Annotated in this window: 21 protein-coding genes and 1 tRNA gene; 10 read left to right on the forward strand and 12 right to left on the reverse strand. The window is 68.2% G+C overall.

From position 1 onward, the window contains the following. Positions 1-23 precede the first annotated feature (23 nt). The 6 genes from V5F84_RS00550 to otsB form a co-directional block, all read right to left on the reverse strand. A complete protein-coding gene (locus V5F84_RS00550) occupies positions 24-1,046 on the reverse strand; it encodes a Bug family tripartite tricarboxylate transporter substrate binding protein (protein WP_394043073.1) in 1,023 nt (340 codons plus the stop codon). A gap of 590 nt (positions 1,047-1,636) precedes the next feature. Then, positions 1,637-5,155 (reverse strand): ATP-binding protein, encoded by a 3,519-nt coding sequence (locus tag V5F84_RS00555; protein WP_394043074.1) that lies wholly within the window; start codon positions 5,153-5,155, stop codon positions 1,637-1,639. Positions 5,156-5,157: 2 nt separating this feature from the next. Continuing rightward, positions 5,158-6,426: a metallophosphoesterase family protein gene (locus V5F84_RS00560; protein ID WP_394043075.1), complete on the reverse strand. Its 1,269-nt coding sequence runs from the start codon at positions 6,424-6,426 to the stop codon at positions 5,158-5,160. Positions 6,427-6,623: 197 nt separating this feature from the next. Beyond that, positions 6,624-6,708: transfer RNA gene (locus V5F84_RS00565), tRNA-Leu, on the reverse strand. A 134-nt stretch (positions 6,709-6,842) separates the two neighbouring features. Then, entirely contained in the window at positions 6,843-8,315 is a 1,473-nt protein-coding gene (gene otsA, locus V5F84_RS00570; protein ID WP_394043076.1) for an alpha,alpha-trehalose-phosphate synthase (UDP-forming), read from the reverse strand. Positions 8,316-8,317: 2 nt separating this feature from the next. Then, positions 8,318-9,190, reverse strand: coding sequence for a trehalose-phosphatase (otsB, locus tag V5F84_RS00575; RefSeq protein ID WP_394043077.1), 873 nt, complete (start codon positions 9,188-9,190; stop codon positions 8,318-8,320). Positions 9,191-9,354: 164 nt separating this feature from the next. On the opposite strand from otsB, the gene V5F84_RS00580 reads away from it, so the two are divergent. Together V5F84_RS00580 and V5F84_RS00585 are read left to right on the forward strand one after the other, a co-directional pair. Further along, the gene (locus V5F84_RS00580; RefSeq protein ID WP_394043078.1) at positions 9,355-9,735 is read left to right on the forward strand and encodes a hypothetical protein; all 381 of its coding nucleotides are present in this window, start codon (positions 9,355-9,357) and stop codon (positions 9,733-9,735) included. Between the two features lie 112 nt (positions 9,736-9,847). Next, positions 9,848-10,117, forward strand: a complete 270-nt coding sequence (locus V5F84_RS00585) for a YMGG-like glycine zipper-containing protein (protein WP_394043079.1) — start codon at positions 9,848-9,850, stop codon at positions 10,115-10,117. 308 nt (positions 10,118-10,425) lie between these two features. On the opposite strand, the gene V5F84_RS00590 is transcribed toward V5F84_RS00585, so the two are convergent. Further along, positions 10,426-10,608: a DUF1328 domain-containing protein gene (locus tag V5F84_RS00590; protein WP_394043080.1), complete on the reverse strand. Its 183-nt coding sequence runs from the start codon at positions 10,606-10,608 to the stop codon at positions 10,426-10,428. Between the two features lie 224 nt (positions 10,609-10,832). On the opposite strand from V5F84_RS00590, the gene V5F84_RS00595 reads away from it, so the two are divergent. Beyond that, positions 10,833-11,138, forward strand: coding sequence for a hypothetical protein (locus V5F84_RS00595; protein ID WP_394043081.1), 306 nt, complete (start codon positions 10,833-10,835; stop codon positions 11,136-11,138). A gap of 148 nt (positions 11,139-11,286) precedes the next feature. Further along, positions 11,287-11,559 (forward strand): hypothetical protein, encoded by a 273-nt coding sequence (locus V5F84_RS00600; RefSeq protein WP_394043082.1) that lies wholly within the window; start codon positions 11,287-11,289, stop codon positions 11,557-11,559. A gap of 434 nt (positions 11,560-11,993) precedes the next feature. Here the strand turns inward: V5F84_RS00600 and V5F84_RS00605 are convergent, their stop codons facing one another. The 3 genes from V5F84_RS00605 to V5F84_RS00615 form a co-directional block, all read right to left on the reverse strand. Next, a complete protein-coding gene (locus V5F84_RS00605) occupies positions 11,994-12,572 on the reverse strand; it encodes a sigma-70 family RNA polymerase sigma factor (RefSeq protein ID WP_394043083.1) in 579 nt (192 codons plus the stop codon). A 285-nt stretch (positions 12,573-12,857) separates the two neighbouring features. Further along, positions 12,858-13,124 (reverse strand): con-10 family general stress protein, encoded by a 267-nt coding sequence (locus tag V5F84_RS00610; RefSeq protein ID WP_348845434.1) that lies wholly within the window; start codon positions 13,122-13,124, stop codon positions 12,858-12,860. Positions 13,125-13,261: 137 nt separating this feature from the next. Continuing rightward, on the reverse strand, positions 13,262-14,995 hold the full coding sequence (locus V5F84_RS00615) for a sensor histidine kinase (RefSeq protein ID WP_394043084.1): 1,734 nt from the start codon (positions 14,993-14,995) through the stop codon (positions 13,262-13,264). Between the two features lie 233 nt (positions 14,996-15,228). Between V5F84_RS00615 and V5F84_RS00620 the strand changes: the two genes are divergently transcribed. The 3 genes from V5F84_RS00620 to V5F84_RS00630 all read left to right on the forward strand — a co-directional run bounded on the left by V5F84_RS00620 (position 15,229) and on the right by V5F84_RS00630 (position 16,840). After that, positions 15,229-16,017, forward strand: coding sequence for a response regulator (locus tag V5F84_RS00620; protein ID WP_394043085.1), 789 nt, complete (start codon positions 15,229-15,231; stop codon positions 16,015-16,017). Between the two features lie 176 nt (positions 16,018-16,193). Beyond that, positions 16,194-16,508, forward strand: a complete 315-nt coding sequence (locus tag V5F84_RS00625) for a hypothetical protein (protein ID WP_394043086.1) — start codon at positions 16,194-16,196, stop codon at positions 16,506-16,508. A gap of 5 nt (positions 16,509-16,513) precedes the next feature. Then, positions 16,514-16,840, forward strand: a complete 327-nt coding sequence (locus V5F84_RS00630) for a hypothetical protein (RefSeq protein WP_394043087.1) — start codon at positions 16,514-16,516, stop codon at positions 16,838-16,840. Between the two features lie 701 nt (positions 16,841-17,541). On the opposite strand, the gene V5F84_RS00635 is transcribed toward V5F84_RS00630, so the two are convergent. Together V5F84_RS00635 and V5F84_RS00640 are read right to left on the reverse strand one after the other, a co-directional pair. After that, entirely contained in the window at positions 17,542-17,940 is a 399-nt protein-coding gene (locus V5F84_RS00635) for a response regulator (RefSeq protein WP_394043088.1), read from the reverse strand. A gap of 194 nt (positions 17,941-18,134) precedes the next feature. Next, on the reverse strand, positions 18,135-18,683 hold the full coding sequence (locus V5F84_RS00640; RefSeq protein ID WP_394043089.1) for a PRC-barrel domain-containing protein: 549 nt from the start codon (positions 18,681-18,683) through the stop codon (positions 18,135-18,137). A 372-nt stretch (positions 18,684-19,055) separates the two neighbouring features. On the opposite strand from V5F84_RS00640, the gene V5F84_RS00645 reads away from it, so the two are divergent. The 3 genes from V5F84_RS00645 (at position 19,056) to V5F84_RS00655 (ending at position 20,652) form a co-directional block, all read left to right on the forward strand. Beyond that, a complete protein-coding gene (locus V5F84_RS00645; RefSeq protein ID WP_394043090.1) occupies positions 19,056-19,310 on the forward strand; it encodes a hypothetical protein in 255 nt (84 codons plus the stop codon). 114 nt (positions 19,311-19,424) lie between these two features. After that, the gene (locus V5F84_RS00650) at positions 19,425-19,904 is read left to right on the forward strand and encodes a tellurite resistance TerB family protein (protein ID WP_394043091.1); all 480 of its coding nucleotides are present in this window, start codon (positions 19,425-19,427) and stop codon (positions 19,902-19,904) included. Further along, positions 19,888-20,652, forward strand: coding sequence for a glutamine amidotransferase (locus V5F84_RS00655; protein ID WP_394043092.1), 765 nt, complete (start codon positions 19,888-19,890; stop codon positions 20,650-20,652). The genes V5F84_RS00650 and V5F84_RS00655 overlap by 17 nt, the downstream gene beginning before the upstream one ends. Positions 20,653-20,775 lie beyond the last annotated feature (123 nt).

Below are 20,775 nucleotides of genomic sequence, written 5' to 3' on the forward strand. Positions count from 1 at the left end.
AGGGCTTCGCGCCCCAGCTGTCGCTATTGTCCGGTGCCGACAAGCCAGCCGTTGGCCTTGTAGATCTCGGCGTAAGTCTTGATCTCCCGATCCAGGTAGGTCTTGAAATCCTGGCCGGTCAACATCTTGTCGATCTGAACATTACGCTCGACATAGGCCTTGAACTCGGGCGTCTGCGTCACCTTCTTCATGAGGTCGGTGTAATAGGCCAGCGCCTCGGGCGGCGCCTTCGCGCCCATCCACACGGTGCGCGGCTGGAGGAAGTCCTTCACGTCGATGCCCGCCTCGACGCAGGTGGGGATATCCGCCCAGCTCATCCCGTCGGCGACCACGGTCTTGTCGGTGAGGCGCTCGGTGGTGAACACGCAGAGCGGCTTCTGGTTGCCGGCCTTCCACTGTTCGAGGCTCTCGCTCGGATTGTTGGTGTTGCCCTCGATATGGCCGCCGGCGACCTGGATCGCCGCTTCGCTGCCGCTCTTGTAGGGGATGTAGGCGAGGTCGGTGCCGGTGGCGCGCTCGATGAGCGTGACGACGGTCTCGTCCGCGTCCTTGGCCTTGGCGCCGGCCATGCGCACCTTGCCGGGATTGGCCTTGGCCTTGGCGATGAATTCCTGGGCGGTGTTCAGCCCCGAGGCCTTGGGATTGCTCCACAGGATGAAGACGTCGAACACCATGGAGGCGACCGGGGTGAGGTCGGCGAAGCTATAGTTCACCTTCGTGCCGAGCGGCAGAACGTAGGCGTCCTGGGTGCCGAAATAGATCTTATAGGGGCTGTCCGGATTGTCCTTGGCGTAGTTGAACGCCTCCGAGCCGCTGCCGCCGGCCTTGTTCAGCACCAGGATCGGCGTGGTGAGCAGGGCATTCTTGGTGAGGGCCGCCTGGACGACGCGGGCGAAAATGTCGGTTCCGCCACCCGGTCCGGCGGAGACGACGATCTCCACCGGGCGATCGGGCTTCCACTCGGCGCGCGCGGCGCCCGGCGCGGAAACACTTGCGGCGAGGGCGATCGCCGCCGCCAGACCCATATAGGACGCTGTCTTCATCATGATTCTTCCTCCCGTTTATTGTTATCGGCGCGATCTTCGCACAGCGCTCTTCGGGCGAAGGGCGCGTGTTCGGAAAAGGGCCCCTCGCTTTCCTCCGCATTCATCCCTGCCGGATGACGGGCTTCAGAGGAAAGAGTGCTTGAGTTTTACTTGATTAAAGCTTGGGCATTGCTGATCCGCGACGGAGCCCGGCACGGACAAGACGACAGGCGATCTCAAAATGTCCTTCTTGAGCGACCCACGGACCTGACCCACCGGAGCCCACGGCCGCGGGCTTCGCCTGTTCCGAAACTCCGGCGCGGGCGGCGTCTGAATTTCGTAGATCCTATATTATCTATGATCATGCGCCTGAAAAGATCAAGCCCCTTTCGCCGGCCGTGCGCCAAAAGCGACGGAGACCCGGGCCCCCGGACGTGCGGGATCGCGGCGCAGCGGCCGGCCGGCGGGTGCAAAAATCCGCCGCGCGCCGGCCGAGAACGGGGAGAGGCGGCGGCGCCGGCGCCTCCGAGCGGGCGCGGGCCTGCTGCCGAAACGTGGGAGAGGACAACGTGGGAGATCCCGCCCTCAGGCGGCCGCCGGGCCTTTCGCCCTCACGCGCCGGCCGCGGGCGCCGCCGGGGCAAGCTCGTGAATGCGCACCTGCGGGCAGACCTTCCGGGCGAGGTCGCACAGATGCCGGTGATGGGTGAGATAGATCACCTGCCCCACCTGCGCCATCTCGGCGAACAGGCGGAAGGCCTCCTCGGCGCGGAAATCGTCGAAGGTCTCCATGATGTCGTCGGCGACGAACGGCACCGGGCGCCGCGTGCGGGCGAACTCATGATATCCCGCGACGCGCAGCGCGAGATAAAGCTGGAAGCGCGTGCCTTTCGAGAGCGTGTCGGCCGCCTTCGAGCCGCCGCCCGCCGCCTGCGCGATCAGCGTCTCCCCCTCCTTCGCCGGCTGGGCGGCAAGGCCGGCATAGGCGCCCCGGCTGATGGTGCGGAACGCGTCCGAGGCCCGCGCCATCATGGAGCTGCGGTGGCGCTCGCGATAGGCCCGCAGCGCCAGCTCGGTGGCGGTCGTTCCCGCCCGCAGATGCAGGTATCGCATCGCCCCGTCCTCGATCTCCAGCAGGACGGTGCGCCGCCGGGCCTCGATCTCGGCGACCCGGGAATCCCCGCCGATCGCCTCCACCTGATCGACGGCGGCGCTGCGGGCGGCGAACAGCGTGTGGCAGCGCCGGTCCTGGTCGTCGAAGCGCGCCTTCAATTCCAGCAGTTCCGCGTCCAGGGCCGGCCGGTCGGCGGCGTCGAGAACCGGTTCGGCCTGCGCCATCTCGCCGAGGCGCAACGCATCGAGGATGTCGCGCGCGGCCTCGTTCGCCTGCGTGCGCAGTTCGGCCCGCCGCGCGATGTCGGACAGCTTCGCCGCTACCTGCGCCAGGGTCTCGACACCGAAAGCGCCCGTCATCTGCACCTTGCGCCCGGCATGGACGGCCTGCATCTCGGCCAGCGCGCGCGCCTGCGCCTGCGCCTCCTCCAGCTGATCCTGCACCTTCGTGCGGCGCGCCCGCGCGGCGGTCGCCTCCTGCACCGTCTCGGCGATCCCTTGGGCGAGATCGAGCACCGGCGTCGCGCCGGCCTCGATCGCGAGCGCACCGGCCAGCGCCAACACCTCCGCGCGGAACGCCGCCTGGTCCTTCTCCATCTTGGCGATGCGATCGCAAAGGCTGGCCTTCTTCTCCAACGCCGGCCCCAGCTCGGCCACCGCGGCGAGGATCTCGCGCACGGCACCGAGCGCGGGGGTTGCCCCGCGCTCGCCCAGCCAGCAGGCCTGGCAGGTGGCGTCCCAGGCGTCCGTCCAGGCCTGTTCGGCCTCCCGTGCCTCGGCCGCGAGGCGCGTGCGCGCCGCAACATCGCTCCGCCGGTCCTCGACCGCCTCCTGCAGCGCCCGGATCCCGGCGAGGCGGTCCACCGCCTCCTGCCCCAGCGCCAGCACGGCGTCCAGGGCGGCATCCGGCGCCGGGCTCAGGCCGGCCGCGGCCAGCGCGGCGAGAATCCGGCGCTCCGCTTCGGCGATATCGGCCCGCACCGCGTCGAGATCCCGCGCGGCCGCGCGCAGGATGTCATGGGCCTCCAGCGCCGTCGCGCGCCGCGCGAGCCAGGGTTCCAGGTCCGCCAAGGCGAGGGCCTCGGCAAGCGAAGGCGCCATGGCGCGCACCACGTCGCGAACCGCATGGGCCAGCGCCCGCGCCCGGCCGGCCGCCGCATCCCGAAGCGCGGTCGCACGCTTCAGCTCGGCCTCGGCCACCGCGAGCGCTTGCCGGCTCTGATGCAGCTTCGCCAGATCGGCCATATGGCCGAGCCGGCCGGCGGCGATGATGTCCTCGCGCCGAAGCACGGCCTCGAAGGCATCGGCCGAGGCCGGCGCGAGGTCCCGCCGATGCGCCGCCCAGGCCTGCTCGCGGGCGCTGCGAAGCTCGGCGGCCTCCTGGTCCGTGACCACGCCCGTCAGGCCGGCGACGGCGGCGCACCCCGCCTCCAGCCGCACGATTTCCCCCGTGAGGCGCTCCATATCGCCGTGGTGGCGCGCCAGATCGCGTTCGCTTTCCTCGCGCGCCGCCTTCCATCCCTGGAGGGTCTCGGCGGAGGGGCATCGCATGGCGATCAGCCCGTCCGCGTCGCCGCGCCACGGCTCCAGCGCCCGCAGCCGGTCGGCAAGCACGGATTGCGCCGCCGCGCAGGCGCGCTCGGCCGGTCGCAGGCGCGCGCGCGGATCGCTCCCGCGCACCGCCGCGAGGACGGACGCCAGATCGCGCATCGCCCGTTCCCGCCCGGCCGGGAGGGCGGCATTCGCCACACCGCCGGGGTCGGAGCCGGCGGCCGCGCGCTTTTCCTCCGCCTGCGCCAGGCGACGATGGGCCTCGGCCAGCTCGGCGGCGGTCCCGCGCATCGCGGCATCGATGCCAGAGCGGGCCTCGATCAATTCGCGCAGCCGCCCGACGCTCGCCGCCTTCAGGATCAGCCGATGAGGCGCCGCCTCCCCGTCCCGGTCCATCCGCGACAGAAGGAGCGCGATGGTCTGCTCCGCCGCCCGCATCTGGACCCGGCGTTCGGGAATATCCTTCTCCGCCGTGACATGGCGCGCGCGCAGATCCGCGAGCCGCGCCACCCGGTCGGAGAGGGCGAGCGCGGCCGGGTCCACCACGATCCGGTCCGCCTCGCCGGCGAGCCGCGCGATCGCCTCGGCGGCCGCCTGGCCCTGGACCGCGAGCTCGATCTCTTCGCGTTGCAGCTCCGGCAGTTCCGCGCTCCAGGCCTTAGGCGCATCGGGCAGATCGGCGAGGGGCGCCAGCCGCGCGCGCAGCTCGCGCCAGGCGGCAAGCCGGGGCAGGGCCGCGAGCTGGCGCTGGATTTCCTCCATCCGCCCCTGGACCTGCGCACGCTGGGCGATGGCGGCGTCATATTGCGTCGCCGCGCGGTCGCGCGCCTCCAGGAGCTGCGCATGCTCCGCGGCCAAGGTGTCGATTTGCCCGCGTTCGAGCTTCAGGGCCGCGAGGCGCGCCTTCAGCTCAAGAAGCGCGCCGCTGTGCGCGCGATAACGATAGAAGCGATCCGCCTCGCCCTTCATGTCGAGCAGCCGGCGGCTCAGACCGGCGAGGCCCGCGCTGGCCGAGAACAGCAGCTCGCCGAGATCGCCCTTGCTGGCGAGAATGCTTTCGCCGCCTTTTTCCAGCGTCTCGTCGTCGAGCGAGAACATGGTGCGATAGGCGTCGCGGTCGATGCCGCCGAGTTCGCCGCGAATGACGCTCTCGGCGATCGGCCGGTCCTGGGCATCGAGCAGGCTGTTCTGCGGCCGCTTGATGCGCGTGAACGCCCGCGTTTCGCCGCCAATTTCCAGCAGGCCGCCGATCCGCATGGTGGTATAGCCATGAAGGAAGCCGAAAGGGCTCTGCGCGCCGATGCCGAACAGGAGATCGAGGAAGGCCGCGAGCGTGGTGGATTTTCCCGCCTCGTTCGGTCCGTAGATGATGTGAAGGTCGCCCTCGCCCTCGGGCGGTGCGCCGAAATCGATGCTGCGGCCGGTGAATGCGCCGTAGCGGGTCAGATCGAGGCGTTGGAGGCGCATGCTCAGGCGTCCCCGCCCGGCGCCTGGAGCCGCGCCAGCACGTCCTCGGCGCCCTCGTGCGCGAGGCGCGCGAGGAGAGCCTGGACCGCCGCCTCGTCGGCGCCGAACGCATCGCGGCATTCCGGCGGAAGCTGGAGGCGCAATTCCTCCGCGATCGCGACCAGGTCCGCCTGGAACGCGTCGGAACGAACGATCTCGTCCGCGATCAGGCGATGCAGCTCGCGCAGCGGATCGGCGGGGGAGGCCGTGCCCAGCGCGGGCGCCGCGCAGGCCACCTCCAGCTTTTCGATCCAGCAGGCGCCCATGTGGGCGGCGCGGGCATCCGCTTCGGTCTTCAGCAGGTCGAGGTCGCGCCGCATGCGCCACGCCAGCGGTGTCGCCCCGGTGACCTGCACGCGGGCGACGAGATGCTCCGCGCGCACCTCGGCGCGCGCCTGCTCCAGCGCCCGTGCCACCGCCGCGACCAGATCGCGCCAATCCTCGATCCCGGTGGCATCCACCGGCACGCGGGCGAATTGCGCGATGCTGGTGGCGCGCGCCTCCATGTGGATCGAAAGATCGTCCGCGATGGTGACGAGGGTGACCGATTTCGCTCCCGCCTCGTTGATGTCGCGGCCCTGGGGCATGCCCGGCATGACGACGGCGCACGGCCCCTCGACGACCGCGCGCCGGTGCACATGGCCGAGCGCCCAATAGCGGAACCCGCTCGCCTGGAGATCGGCGAGGCTGCAGGGCGCATACGGATCATGGCCCGGTGCGCCGGCAAGGCTGGTGTGCAGGATGCCGATATTGACCGCCCCTTCCACCGGCGGCCGGTATTTGGCGAGCAGGCTTTCCGGGGCGTGGGGCTGGGCGAAGCTGAGGCCGTGGATCATCACCGGCACCCCGCCGGCGGCGCGTGCGGCCGGAAGAGCCTCCGCGCGGCTGGTGAAGACCCTCACCCGGTCGGGAAACGCGAGTTCCTTGGTGATCTTGGACAGGGCGTCGTGATTCCCACGCACGATGAAGACCTCAATGCCCGCCGCATCCAGCCGCTGCATCTGCTCGCCCAGGAACCGGGCGGTCTTCATGGAGGTCTGATCGCCGTCATAGAGATCGCCCGCGAGCACGAGCGCGTCCACCTGCTCCGCGAGGCACAGGTCGATGATGCCGACAAAGGCGCGCCGGGTGGCGGTGCCGATCAGCGCCGCGAGATCGGGATCGCGCAACGCGAGCGAGCGCAGCGGGGAATCAAGATGAATGTCGGCGGCATGGATGAAACGAAACGGCAACGCTCATCTTCCCGCCGGATGCCAGGCTCGCAAATTAAAGCCGGCCGCAGTTTTGAGCGGGCCGCAGGGGTTCACAAGCGCAAAATCCGCGCCGGCCGCGCTGTCCTCAGGATTTGCGATGGACCCGCGGCGTCATGGCGCGTGCGGTGCCCTGCGACGCGCGTGCGGTGCCTTGCGAGAGGCAGGATCGAGACTGATGGTGCGGGCGGTCGGAATCGAACCGACACTCCTCTCGGAACCGGATTTTGAGTCCGGCGCGTCTACCAGTTCCACCACGCCCGCAACAGGCGCTATCTATAACGGCTTGCGGGGCGCGCCAACAAAAAAAGCAGGGCTCTCCCGCCTCGGGCCGCAAGGGCGGAGGCAGCATCCCGGCACGCCGCACGCCCGGGCGCGACGGGGCGGGGGCGTCGGCGTCACAGGCCCTGGGGCCGATGCACGCCGTGCCAGCCGGTGCCGAAACTCAGGCTCTGGAGCGGCGAACGGCTGATGAAATGGCTGGCGGGCACGGGCGGCTTCTCGTTCAGCGCTTCCAGGAAGGATTGCGCCCAGCTGTCGATATCGTTGCGCTTCAGCACCGCCATCATGCGGGCATGACGTTCGCGGCGCTCGTCGAGCGGCATTTCCAGGGCGCGCCGCAGGGCGAGCGCCATGCCCTCGGTCTCGTGCGGGTTCACCATCAGCGCGCCGCCGGAAAGCTCCGCCGCCGCGCCGGCGAATTGCGAAAGCACCAGCACGCCGGGATCGTCCGGCTTCTGCGCCGCGACGAACTCCTTGGCGACGAGGTTCATGCCGTCGCGCAAGGGCGTGACGAGCGCGACATCGGCCAGCCGGTAGAAGCCCGCGAGCGCCGAGCGCGAATAGGTCTTGTTCACGTAGCGCAGCGGCGTCCAGGAGACATCGCCATACAGCCCGTTGATCTGCCCGGCCTTGTGGGAGATGAAGCGATCCATCTCGATATATTCGGGCACCTCGGTGCGGCTCTTGGGCGTGATCTGCACGAAGGTCATCTTCTGGTGCAGCTCCGGCGCGACGCGCAGCAGATGTTCGTAGGCTTCCAGGCGATTGGGAATGCCCTTGGAATAATCGAGCCGATCCACGCCGAGGATCAGCTTCTTGCCGGTCAGGCTCTCGCCGAAGCTCTTCACATAGGCGGTGCGGCCGGCATGGCGGGCCCGGCGGGCGAACGCCTCGGTCTCGATGGCGACGGGGAAGGCGCCGATCCTCACGCGCCGGCCGGCGATGTCATAGGCCATGCCGTCGGAGGTCGCCTGTCCGCCGCGGGTTTCCAGATAGCGGCCGAAATTGTCGCGGTCGCTCTCGGTCTGGAAGCCGACGAGGTCGTAATGGGCGAGCGAGCCGATGATCTCGCCGTGGCGCGGCAGGGTGGCCAGCAGTTCCGGCGGCGGCATGGGGATATGCAGGAAGAAGCCGATGCGGTTCTTGTGCCCGCGCTCGCGCAGATATTTGGCGAGCGGCATCATGTGATAATCGTGAACCCACACGACATCGTCTTCTTGCAGGATCTTCGAGACGTGCTCGGCGAAGTTGCGGTTGACGCGAATATAGCCGGAGAGATCCGCCCGCTGGAATTCGGCGAGATCCACGCGGTAATGCAGGATCGGCCACAGCACGCGATTGGCGAAGCCGTTGTAATATTCCTGGTAGTCGTCGTCCTTGAGATCCACTACCGCATATTTGATCTTGCCGCGGGTCGACACCACGGGGCGGTCGGAGGGCGTGTCGGTGATGCGTCCGGACCAGCCGAACCAGATGCCGGAGCGATCCTTCAGGGCGGCATTGACGGCGACGGTGAGGCCGCCGGCGGCGGTCTTTCCGCCCTGCTGGGGAACGGCAACCCGATTCGAGACGACGATGAGACGCGACACGGTCAATTCCTCCGTTCGATGGGATTTGCCGCCAGTGTGGCAATGAGGGCGCGCACGTCCGCCGGCTCGGGCAGGACGGCATGGACACCGGGAAACCGGCGCCCGACGGAAACGGCAACGCCGCCCAGGGCCGAGACAGCGGCAAAACCGGCCTGGTCGGTCACATCATCGCCCAGGAACACCGGCGTGCGGCCGGCGAACGCGGGCACATCCATGAAGGCGCGAACGGCAAGCCCCTTGTCGTGGCCCGCCTGCTTCACCTCGAACACCAGCCGGCCCGGCAGCACCACGAGGTGGCCGAAGCTCTGCGCCACCAACGCATGGAGCAGGCCTTCCAGCACCGGACCGATGGCGGGGGCGCTGCGATAATGCATGGCGACGCTGGCGCCCTTGTCCTCGGCCATCACGCCGTCCAGATCGTCGGCGATCAGCGCCAGGGCCGTGCGCACATCCTGCGGCAGCGGCGTCACCGAAGCGTGGACCTCCCCCTCCGGCCGCGTGCGGGTCTCGGCGCCGTGAATGCCGGAGGCGGGAAGGCGCAAGGGGGCGAACAGGCGGTCCAGGTTCGCGATCGCCCGTCCGCTCACCAGCGCCAGCGCACCGGCGCACCGCGCCTGGAGGGCCGCGAGATCCTCCAGCAGGCGGGGCGGGACATGAACCGCGTCGGGATGCGGCGCGATATCGATCAGCGTTCCGTCCACGTCAAAAAAGAAGGCGCAACGGGCGGGATCGAGCCGTTCGATCAAGGTCTCGCCACGCGCTCCCGGGATCGTACCTGCGCCCGCTTCGTGCCGGCCGGAGCCGGGCGTCGGGGTATCGGAAAGTCCGGGTGCGAAGGTCGCCATGAAGCATCGATCCAGGGTCAGTGATGCCATTGAAACGTCCGCGCTTGGCTCCAGGTTCCCCCACAATGCGACCAAAAAAGCGCCACGATGAATAAAGCAGCGCTCGCGCTTCATTTGTGCGTCGCGCGGCAACCTCGACCGGAACCGCACGCCGCCGCCGGCGTTTGATCTGCGAATCCACGGAGACCAAACGCATGTTCGGAACGTCCCGATCTTCCGCCAGCGACATTTCCAAGCGCCTGGAAGCCCTGCGCCACGACATCACCCTGCTGGGCGAGGCCCTGGCCGACGCGGCGGAGGAAAACACCCGCGCGCCGCGCCATCAGGCGAGCCGCTATTTCACCGACGCCTTGCAAACGCTGGAACAGGAAGCCGCCCACGTGGCCCAGAACGGCCTCTCGCTGGCCCGCAAGGGGCGCCACGAGGCGGGGCGTCACATTGATGACGTCGTCGATCAGGCTCATGATCTGGTCGCGCGCAAGCCGGGATCGATCCTCCTGGGCGCGGTGGTCGTGGGCTTGACCGTCGGGTATGCGCTGTATGCTATGACGGGTACGTCGTCGCGGCGGCACTGAGGATATCCTCGTTCGGCGGGTTGTCCGCCGGCCGCCGACGAGGACGGGACAAGTCTTTCGGCCGGACGCATTCCCGGCGCCCGCCGGCGACAACGCATATGTGGAGATGAAAATGAGGGCGGCTATCATCGTGTTCGTGGCGGCTTTGGCGCTCGCCGGGTGCAGCCAGTATTCGGAATCCGATCGCGCGGTCGGCGGCGGTCTGCTCGGCGCGGGCGCGGGCGCCCTGATCGGCGGTGCGGCCACCGGCACGGCCGGCGGTGCCGTGGTTGGCGGCGTCCTCGGCGGTGCCACCGGCGCGATCGTCGGCGCGGCCACCACCCCCAAGGCCTGCTGGGCGCGCGACGCCTATGGCAATTCCTATCGCGTCACCTGCCCCTGATCTCGGGCGAACAATCCCATCAAAGGCGCCCCCCCCCCCCGCGGGGCGCCTTTTTTATTTTCCGGTGCAAACCGGTTTGGGTGGAACCTGAGCCGGCATGCGCTGTTGATCCCGTGTCGGCGGTGCCGACGCCTCCAAGTGATCTTCATTGGCGGACCCGCCTTGCGGTCCGCCATTTTTTTATGCGGTCCGCCATCTTATCGACCGCGCATACGAAAACCCCGGCCGAAGCCGGGGTTCGAAGATCGGGGCGATTCGAAGATCGGGGCGGCGCGGCCGGCCCCGCGGGGCTGGCGCCGTCGTCCCTGTCAGGGCACGCTCGGCCCGCCGCCGCGCCGCATGAAGCCGACGACGGCGGAGATGAGGAACAGGACGATCGCCACGTAGAAGATGATCTTCGCGATCTCGATGGCGGTACCGGCGATGGCGCCGAAGCCGAGCACCGCGGCGATCAAGGCGACCACAAGAAACGTAATGGCCCAGCTGATCATGGCATTGTCTTCCGTGTTGGGCCCGGCCGGCAACGCCGTGGGATGCGGCGCGCTGCGGGCAAGTGAAGCCTTGCCCTGTCAACCGTTTCGCGCGGCCCCGGTTCCCGGCTCCGGCCGCGCTTTGCACCGCGCGGGAATATTTTGCTCCCCCCGCCCGATCGGCCGGAACAAAGCCCGCGGCCCCGCGTTTGTTTGCGAATAGTGCACAGGCGGAGGAGAGCAGAATGCCCGGACCGCGACATGACCCGGCGGAAAAGACCATGCCTCACGGCCTTTTGGCGCCGCACGGATACGACCAGTGCGAATTCACGCCCGACCAGGCGCCGCGCGACTATGCCCGTCCGCGCAAGGCCCATGGTCCGGACGAGGAACGCCGGCACCTGCGCGCGGTCTCGGCCGCCATCGGCGATGGAGAGACCCCCGGCAAGGCGCAGCGCCAGCCGCTGCGGTCGCCCTCCCCCGTGCACAGCCCGCGCTGGGACAATGAGAGCGGAACCGCGGACGGCTCTTCGCGGCTGTATCGGGAATGAGGCCGTCCCTCGCCGACCCGTATTCCTTTCCATACCGGCCCCTTGCAGGGACGGATGCTGCCATGGCACAGCTTAGCTTGCTCTTGTGCAGTGCCCACCTGCCATCTGGCGAACCAATGTCATGCGCACTCTGCGTCCAGACCAAACCGTGACCATGCAGGACCAAAGAGAGGGAGGCGGTATGCGAGCCCCTCATCGCAGGGACATTTCCGCACGCCAGGATCTTCTGGGTAAGGAACTGCGCCAGCTGTTCGATGAATTCACCCAGGAAGATGTGCCCGACGATCTGCTGCGCCTCGCGCAACAATTGCAGGGCGCGGTCCAGGCCCGATCCGATGGCGGACCCAGCGCCGACGACCCGTCGGAGACGCCGGCGGCATCGAAGGAACCGGCCCCGTCAAAGGAAAAAGACGAGGCGTAAGTCCGCTTCTCCCCGGCCTGCCATTGCACGCGACATCCCTTCCAGACCGGAAGAGGTGCCGCGTTTTTGCTGTCTGGATGTCGTTTCGCTGCGCCTTCGTTTCGCTGCGCGCAGGCGCAGGGACCGGTGCAGGATTGTGGAGAGTTCGAGGAGCCCGCCGGGGCGTCTTGAGCCGGGCCCCGCCCCGCGATCCGCGCCAAGCCCCAGCCCCGGGGCTTTTTTGCGCCGATGCGTTCTTCCTTGTCGGGGCGGATCAGGTGGGGGTGGACCGCAGCCGCGATGCGGCGCACACGGTGCGCGTTCGCGCCTGTAACGAGCGGGGGGGGAGGGTTGGAAGGTTTTTGCCGTGGGGCTAGACAGGCGCTGCACGCCCGGGCGGACGGGCGCTGCGCCAACAGTGGCGCGAGCCGCAGGGCCCCAGGCCGTCGGGGAGATCAGGTGCTGCTGGTGATCCGAGCGGCCGACATGGCGATGGCGTCGCCCTCGACCACATCGGCGGTTTCTTCCGCGCCCATGAGGGTCAGCAGCTTGGCGCGGGCGCGATTGACCCGGCTCTTGATCGTGCCGAGGGCGCAGCCGCAGACATCGGCCGCCTCTTCGTAGGACAGGCCCGCCGCACCGACCAGCACCAGCGCCTCGCGCTGGTCCGCCGGCAGCAGCTCCAAAGCTTCCTTCAGGCTGGTGAGCGTCACCGCCCATTCCTGGCCCGGACCCATATTGGAATCCTGCTGGGCCAAGGTCGCCATGCCGTCGTTCTCGCGCCGGCGCTTGCGGATCTCGGTGTAATAGGTGTTGCGCAGGATGGTGAAGAGCCAGGCCCGCAGATTCGTGCCGGGATCGAACTTGTCGATATTCGACAGGGCTTTGAGCAGGGTTTCCTGCACCAGGTCGTCGGCCTCGGTGCGGTTCCGCGTCAGCGAGCGGGCGAAGGCGCGCAGGGCCGGGAGAAGTTCCAGGACCTGCGTTCGCAGGTCAAAAACCACGGGGGCGGAAGTCTCGGTGTCAGCATCCATGGGGCTTCTGGTTTCCGCTTCCTTTGGATGACACAGCGATGCGTCCACGTTTCTTCTCCCCGCCTGGGGACATGCGCCCCGGTGGAAAGCGACACGGCGATCCCGACGCCTGTCAGCGCCGTTCCAAAGCCGTGGCGATCGCGAAGCGTATCATCCCTTCCTTCTCGACCTAACGCACGGCGCGCGCCGAGGTTCCCGCATCTCCGTCAAAAACGCGCGCAATCGCAAAAAGAAACGGGGAAGCCGAGCCGGCTTCCCCGCCCAGGCGATAAACTCCGCCGGTTCTCAGGACCGGCCGGAATGGGAGGCTTGGCCGCCTTTTTGGCCCGCCTGCGAAGCCAACGAGCGATCACGCGAGAAGCTGCGATCCTCGTCCGCCACGCTCTGGCCGCCCTTGCGCCCCGCGGCGGAGGCCAAAGCGCGATCCTGGGAAAAGCTGCGCTTCTCCGCAGGCACGCTTTCGCCGCCCTTCCGGGCGATGGCACGCTGCTTTTCGGCGTCCATCGCCGCAAAGCCGCGGTTGGACGAGCCCTTTCCTTGAGCCTTCGTCATCTCCTCGCTCCTTAGCGTTGGGGGAATGAGCCCTTCCTGAGACTCCTCCACACAACGAGCGGGAGCCACAGAGGTTCCGACTAAAGACAAGGAACCTGTCCTTATCCAGGTGCCGCCGCCGGAAAGGGGGTATCGCGTTACGCCGCCCGATGGATCTGGCGGGGCGGAAAGCGCACGATCACCCGCGCCCCCGTCGGGCTCTCCTCGGTGGCGATGGAGCCGCCCATCTGCCGGGCGAAACCATAGGCGAGGTCCGCATTGCCCTCGGCCAGGCGATCGCCGATGGGTTCGCCGATCTCGATCCGCAGGGCGATCAGCTCGGCGTCCTGCACGCAATGCAGCGCGATGCGCACCGGCCCGCGCCCCTTGCTCACCGACAGGGCCATGACGATCTCCGACAGCATCAAGGCGAGCGGCACCGCCAGGTCCGTGGACAAGGTGACGTCCTCGGCATCCACGATCACCATGACATTGCGGTCGGACGAGCCTTCCAGCAGCGCCCCCAGCTCGCGCAACAGCTCGCGCAGGCGCACTTCCGATCCCTCATTGGCCTCGAACAGGATGCGATGCACGACGGCCAGCGTGTTCACCCGCGTGCGCAATTGCTCGAACCGCCGCCGGTCCGGACCCTGCGGGATGCCCGAGCCGTACAGGCTGAGCAGGCTCACCACCACCTGGAGCGAATTCTTGATGCGGTGATGGATCTCGCGCACCAGCGCGGTCTTCTGCGCCAGCGCCTCGCGCAGCTTGCCGTCGCGCTCGCGCACCGCCAGGGCCATGTCCTCGATGGCATTGCCGAGCACCCGGAATTCGCTCGGCGCATCCCCCATGCGCGAGGGGCGGAAGCCGTAATGGCCCTGCGCATAAACAGCCGTCACGCGGCGCAGATACAGCAGCCATTGCAACACGATGCGGTCGGTCGCAAGCCAGATGGCGACGATCGTGAACAGCACCATCACCACCGGCAGCACAAAGCTGACCGCCACATGCAGGGTGGTCCAGGCGAACAATTGGTCGGTGGGCTTGGCGAACGCCACGCGCAGCCCCTGGCGGTCCAGCGGCGCGGTGGCGAAGGTCCAGGAGCGGCCGGCTTCGTCCGTGGCTTCCTCAAGCGAGCCGGAGGTCTGCACGGCGGCATTGTCGGCGAACAGGCGGCGCGAGATATCCGGCGCGTTCGAGACCAGTTCGGTCCCGTCGTCGTCCAGCACCGCCGCGACGCCGTCGCTCAGGGGCGTCTCGCGCTTGAGGAGATTGTCCAGCCAGCCCGCGTCGATGGCGATCGTGATCGCGCCTTCGAACACGCCGGTCTCCCCGTACAGCGGCAGGGTGGCGGCGAGGATCTGCTGGCGGGTGATCGGGCTCAGCATCCTATGGCTGATCACGAACGCCTTGCTGGAGAGCACCTCGCGCCACCATTCGCGCCCCGACAGATCCTGCCCGGGCGAGGCGAGGGCGGAGCAGGCGACGCGCCCGTCCTTGCTGATCAGGGCGATATTGGAGGCGAACGGCAGGCTGAGGGTGGCGCCGTACAAGGTGGGGGCGCATTCGCTCCCGGCGGCGCGCACGGCCTGCACATTCTTCAAGGCCTGGAGCACGTTCTCGGCGGAGGCGAAGACATTCTGCTGGCTGCCGGCGCCGGCGATGGCGCCCTGGAGCAGGCGATGCTGCGCCTCCTCCCCCGCGCGACGCAATTGCAGCACGCCCTGCAACATGCTCGCGGAGGCGATCGGCGTGATCGCCAGCAGGATGACAACGAGCAGCCCGCGCCGCACGCTATCCAGCAAATGACGCGGCTGGCCGACCGCAGAAGCGAAGATGGCCGCCCGTTCGCGATGACGCGCCCGAGCCGCCTCGCCTCTCACCCACCACATGACTCGCTCCGCGGTTCGGCCTGTCCTGACCACCCCACCCGGCCGCCGTGCCAGGTCTGACCCTGCTGTTTTCACGGAACAGTTCACGGCCGGGCGGCGCCGAAGCCCCACGGGGGATGCTGCAATGCCGACCAACCTCCTCTATAATGCGCACGAGCGGTAGAAAGTTCCTTTCGACGGGAACTTTTCACGCACGGCCGCGTTATGAGGGACCTGTCCCGAGGCGAGAGAGCATGCCACAGCAACAGCTCATCAAGCAGCTACCCTATCTGCGCCGTTATGCCCGCGCCCTTCTTGGCTCCCAGAAAGCCGGCGACGGCATCGTGCAGGCGACCCTGCAAGGCATCCTCAACGCGACCGTGCCGCTGGATCTCTCGGTGTCCCCGCGGGTCGCGCTCTACCAGGCGTTCCACCATGTGTGGACCCGGCGCCCGGCCGGCCATGCGGCGGCTGCGAGCCGCGCCGACCAGCGTCTCCAATTGCTGGATTCCTCCTCCCGCGTGGCGCTGCTGTTGACGGCGATGGAGGGGTTTTCCTTCGCCGAGGCGGCCTCCATTCTCCAGGTCTCGCTGGATGAGGTGGAAGCCCAGGTGGTCGCCGCCCAGCAGGAGATCGACGAGCAATTGGCCACCCGCGTCCTCATCATCGAGGATGAATGGGTGATCGCGCTCGACCTGAAGACCCTGGTGACCGAGCTCGGCCATGAGGTGGTCGGCGTCGCGCCCACCCATTCGAAGGCGGTGGAGCTGGCGCAGCAGAGCGATTTCGGCCTCGTGCTCGCCGACATCCAGCTGGCGGACGGCTCCTCGGGCATCGACGCGGTGACCGACATCCTCCAGACCTTCAATGTGCCGGTGATCTTCATCACCGCCTTCCCCGATCGCCTTTTGACCGGCGAGCGGCCGGAGCCCACCTATCTCATCACCAAGCCGTTCCTTAGCGAGACGGTGAAGGCGACCATCGCCCAGGCGCTGTTCTTCCACGAGGCGCGCACCCTCGGGCCGGAAGCGCGCACCGCCTGACATCCGGCCCGCCTGCCGGGTCCCGTGCCCCTGCGCCTGCTTTTCGCCCCGCCGCGCCGGCGGGGCGCGGCCCCTCTCCCGCTCCCGAAGAACTGGAACTGGACAGCGCTCTCCGCGTTGTGTGCGCGAGCGGGTTCGAGCCCGCGCGAAAGCTGCCACACAGCGGAGAAAAGAGCATGGTCGATCAGCCGGATGCGAACCCCGGAAAGCCCTTCGACGCCGGCGTGGAGCCGAGCCTCGCGGACCTGCGGCAGGATTTGGAGAAGCTGCGGGCCGATTTCGCCCAATTGGTGGACACGCTCGGCAAGACCGCCCGCCACGGCGTGCGCGGCGCGGCCGGGGAAGCGGAAGCCGCCGCGGACGAAGTGACCGATTGGGCGGAAGGGCAGGTGAACGTCCTGCGCGAGCGCATCCTCGCCCAGCCGCTCGCCGCCTGCGCCATCGCCGCGGGCGCCGGCGCCCTGCTCGGCCAGTTGCTGGTTCGGCGGTGAAGTCCATGGCAGCCCGCGCGCTGCTGATCTTCCTGGCGGTCGGCTTCCTGTGGATCGGCGCGGCCTTCCTGGCCATCTGCCTCTATCACGCGCTGAGCCAGCATTACGACCCGACCCTGGCGGCGCTCTTCACCGCATTGGCGGGCTTCGTGGTGGCCGGCCTGTTCGCGGCCATCGCCACCACCGGACGCCGAAGCCAGGGGATCGCGCCGCTGTCGCTCAGCGCCTTCGCCTCGGTGACGCGGGTGGCCGAGCGCCATCCCATTGCCACCGTGGCGGTGGCGGCGCTGATCGGGGTGGGACAGGCGGTCCTGTTCGGCCGCCGCCGCTAGAGCATTTTCGTGCGAAGTGGAGACCGGTTCGCGTGAAGAAAGTGCGTAGACGCAAAACCTTGGATCGTTTCCCTGTTTCTATGAAACGGGGAAACGATCTCGCCCCCCGGCGGTGGACTGAAAGACGGTCTCCGCCGCGGCCGCACCTCAGGTCAGACCCCTTCAGGCCCCTCCCCGGAGGGGCCTTTTTCATGCCCGCGCCGCTCCGGTCGAGCATTTTCGAGCGACGTTTCTATGAAACCGGGAAACGATCTGGCCCCCTACCGGCTCCCGGCCGGGCGAAACCCCGTGCGCTGCAAAAAAAATCCCGGCCGATGGGATGCGCGGCGGAACCCATGCGCCGACCCTGCGTTTGAAACGCTGAGCGGCGGACGTGGCGGAGGTCTTCACCCCTTCCCCTCCCCCCAGCTTCCGACATGACCGCTGCTCGCTTCCCCACATCGCAGGATCGACAGGCGCATTCAGGGATGAAGGCGCGGCCGCGCGCGACGGTAAGGGCGGATCGACCTTCATCGCGCCACGCCCTTGCCGGATCCGCCCCTCGTGCAGGCGCTTGTCCCGCGCATCCACCCGGAGCCGCCGGTGGCGGCTTTCCGGCAGCGTGCGGGTCGACGCCGCGTGGAGCGGCGGGACGCGGGCGGCCCTAAGGTGCGACAGACGACCACCGACCAAAGACCGGAGACGGCGCGCGCCTGCGGGTCCTAATCCGTCCCCACCGCAAACCCGAGGGTTTCCAGGGCGCGGCGCAAAGCGGCGGTGTCGTAAGGCTTGGTCACCAGCGCGACCCGCGAGACGGTGGTGAAAATATCCCGCAATTCCCCGAGGCCGTATCCGCTGGCGACAATGATCGGCAGGTCGCTGGCGCGGCCGCGCAGCTCCAGCACCAGGGCGTCGCCCCGCATGTCCGGCAGGCCGAGATCGACCACCGCCAGGGCATAGCCGCCCGGCCGGCCTTCGAGATGCGACAACGCGGCGGCGGCCGAGGCGGCCTCGACCACCTCGAATCCCTCATCGGCCAGGATCTGACCGGCCACCATCGCGACGAACGGTTCGTCTTCCACCAGCAGGGCAAAGCCCCGCGGCTGAGGCGTATGGGACACGTCTTACCCTTTCATCATTCGGGCGGTTGCCTCGCCCGCCGCGCGAACGCTCGGTGACGCGCGGGGAAACGATAGCATCTTCACCGGATCGAAGGGATAGAGCCCCCCGGACCCGGCGCTCCGCCGCAAAAAAGCAAAAAGAAGGGGCAGGCGCCTTCCGGCGCCCACCCCCTGTGTCGGTCGCCCTGTGCGGCTTAGCGCGCGGCGGGCGCCGGGCTCGCCGGAGCGCCGGCCGTGCCGCCGGCGGAAGCCGGGGTCGGGGCGGGGGCGGTATATTCCTTGAACTCCGGCGCCGCCTTCAGCTCGTCCTTGGACTTGCGCAGCACCAGGCTATCGCCGCTGTTATTGCGCACCAGCTCGAGCGCGTTGAACGGCACCGCGACATCCTTCTGGCCGACGCCGAGGAAGCCGCCGACGCCGATCACCGCGCCGACTACGGCGCCGTTGCGATCCAGCAGCACGTCGTTCACCTCGCCCAGGCTCTCATCGGCCGAGCCGCGCACCTTGGTGCCGATCAGGTTGGTCGCGAGCCATTGCTCCTGCTTCTGGCTCTCGATGAAGGCCGAGGAACCCGAGGTCGACGACGGCATCGCGCTCGAATCCGACGAGGGCATGGTCGAGGTGGAAGGGGTGGTGGTGGAAGGCGCGGACGGCGCGGCGCTCGGGGGCGTCGCGGTCTGGGCGAAGGCGGGGCCGGCGAGAAGCGCGGCCAGGGCGGTGACGGTGAGCATCTTCGTGTTCATGACAAACTCCGTTCTCTAGCGCCGCGTTCAGCGCGTGATTACGGAGAAACAAACGTCACCCTGGGCGCTATGTTCCCGGCCAAGGCCAGTCACGGTCACGCCGACACCGATTTTTCATTTATCGAAAGGCGGAATCGGAACCATTTAACGGTGACGCTTCAGGTTTTTATTGCGACGTCCACGCTTTACACGCATTAAATTACACATTCCTCTAGGGAAATAAGGACGCAGACGATGGGAGACACACGGCCACGTGAACGTGTAGGAACAGCGCACCCCGTCCCTTTGTTGGTATTTTGAAGTCACAAGCGCGTAAGACCGGTGGAAACGATGCGAAATCGTCCCGACATCCACCGGAGAACGAGGGTCAAAATGCGTTTCTTCCTCATCGCGACCGCCGCCCTCCTGGCCGCCGCCCCCGCGACGGCGCAGGTGCAGCGCGTCCAGCCCTACCAGACCCAGACCATGCCCTATCCCGGCGTGCCGGGGCAGAACACCGCGCCCCCCGCCCCGCGCCAGCAGATGATCGCGCCCCCGCCCGCCCCGCCGCGTCCCTCCGCCGGGGATGCCGCAAACCGCATCCAGGGCACCACCCGCAAGCCGCTCCCGAACGTCAACGGCGAGTGACCGGAATGTCACAGCGCCGGAATTTTCCTGTCTGGACAAGTCCTTCTCCCATCTCGACTTGCAAGGGCGCCTGACCCCATGGCAACTGGATCGGAGCCATGGCCTGGGGGTCACATGTTCCGCGCGCTGTCCGACTTCATCACCGAAATCACCGGCGGCCACCGCGACGCCAGCACCTTCGTGGAGAATGACTACCGCCTCGCCGCGGCGGTGCTGCTGGTGCACGTGATGTCGATCGACGGCGCCGTGACCGAGCAGGAGCGCGACGTCCTTAAAAGCGTTCTCTCGACGCGCTTCGACCTCGTGGAGACCGAGACCGACGCCCTTGTGGACCTCGCCATCGCGCGCGATGCGGAAGCGGTCGATCTCTATTCCTTTACCAGCATCCTCAATCGCGCCCTGGACGACCAGGGCCGCGAACGGGTGGTGGAGATGATGTTCGAAGTCGCTTATGCCGATGGCGCATTGTCCGAATTCGAGGATAATCTGGTGTGGCGCGCCGCCGAACTGCTCAATGTCGGCTCGCGCGAGCGGGTACGGATTCGCCGCGAAGTCCGAGACGACACGGAAACAGAAGGTGGACAAAGCACTTAACGACGACAGCGCGGAGATCGACAGCGGCATGCCGGCCCCGGAAGCGGGGCGCATGCTGGTCATTCTCCATCAGGCCCATTCGCGGCCCGGGCGCATCGGCGAGCGGCTGGAGCAGCGCGGCTATACGCTCGATATCCGCCGCCCCGCCCTCGGCGAGGCCCTGCCGGCCCATCTCGACGCACATGCCGGCGTCGTGGTGTTCGGCGGCCCCATGAGCGTCAACGATCCCCTGCCGTGGATGCGCGACGAAATCGACTTCGTCGGCAAGGTCATGACCGCCGACACGCCGCTTCTCGGCATCTGTCTCGGGGCACAGATCATGGCGGTGCAGCTGGGCGCCAAGGTCTCGCACCACGCCGAGGGCATGAGCGAGATCGGCTATTATCCGCTCGTCCCCACGGATCTCGGCCGCGACCTTCTGCCCTGGCCGAGCCATGTCTACCACTGGCATTCGGAAGGCTTCGACCTGCCGCGCGGCAGCGAGCTGCTGGCCCAGGGCGAGACCTTTCCGAACCAGGCGTTTCGCCACGGGCACAATGCCTTCGGCCTCCAGTTCCATCCGGAGGTGACGCAGGACATGATGTGCCGCTGGGCGACGCGGGGGGCGCATCACCTCACCAAGCCGGGCGCCCAGCCGGGGGAGGCGCATCTTGCCGGCTGGAGCCGCTACGACCCCGCCGTCTGCCGCTGGCTGGACTGCTTCCTCGACAGCTGGCTCGGCCTGACCATGCCGGAGAAGGCCCGGTAGAGGCCGCAAGATCCTGGCTTCCGTCGGGCCTCGGATCTGCTGAACCCCCAAATTTCTCCCCGCACGCCCTTGCGTCGGACGGGACGATGGACAAGGCTTCGCGACCACGCCGGCATACGCCGC

It is taken from the genome of Roseixanthobacter liquoris, from assembly GCF_043195135.2.
Taxonomy (GTDB): Bacteria; Pseudomonadota; Alphaproteobacteria; order Rhizobiales; family Xanthobacteraceae; genus NCEH01.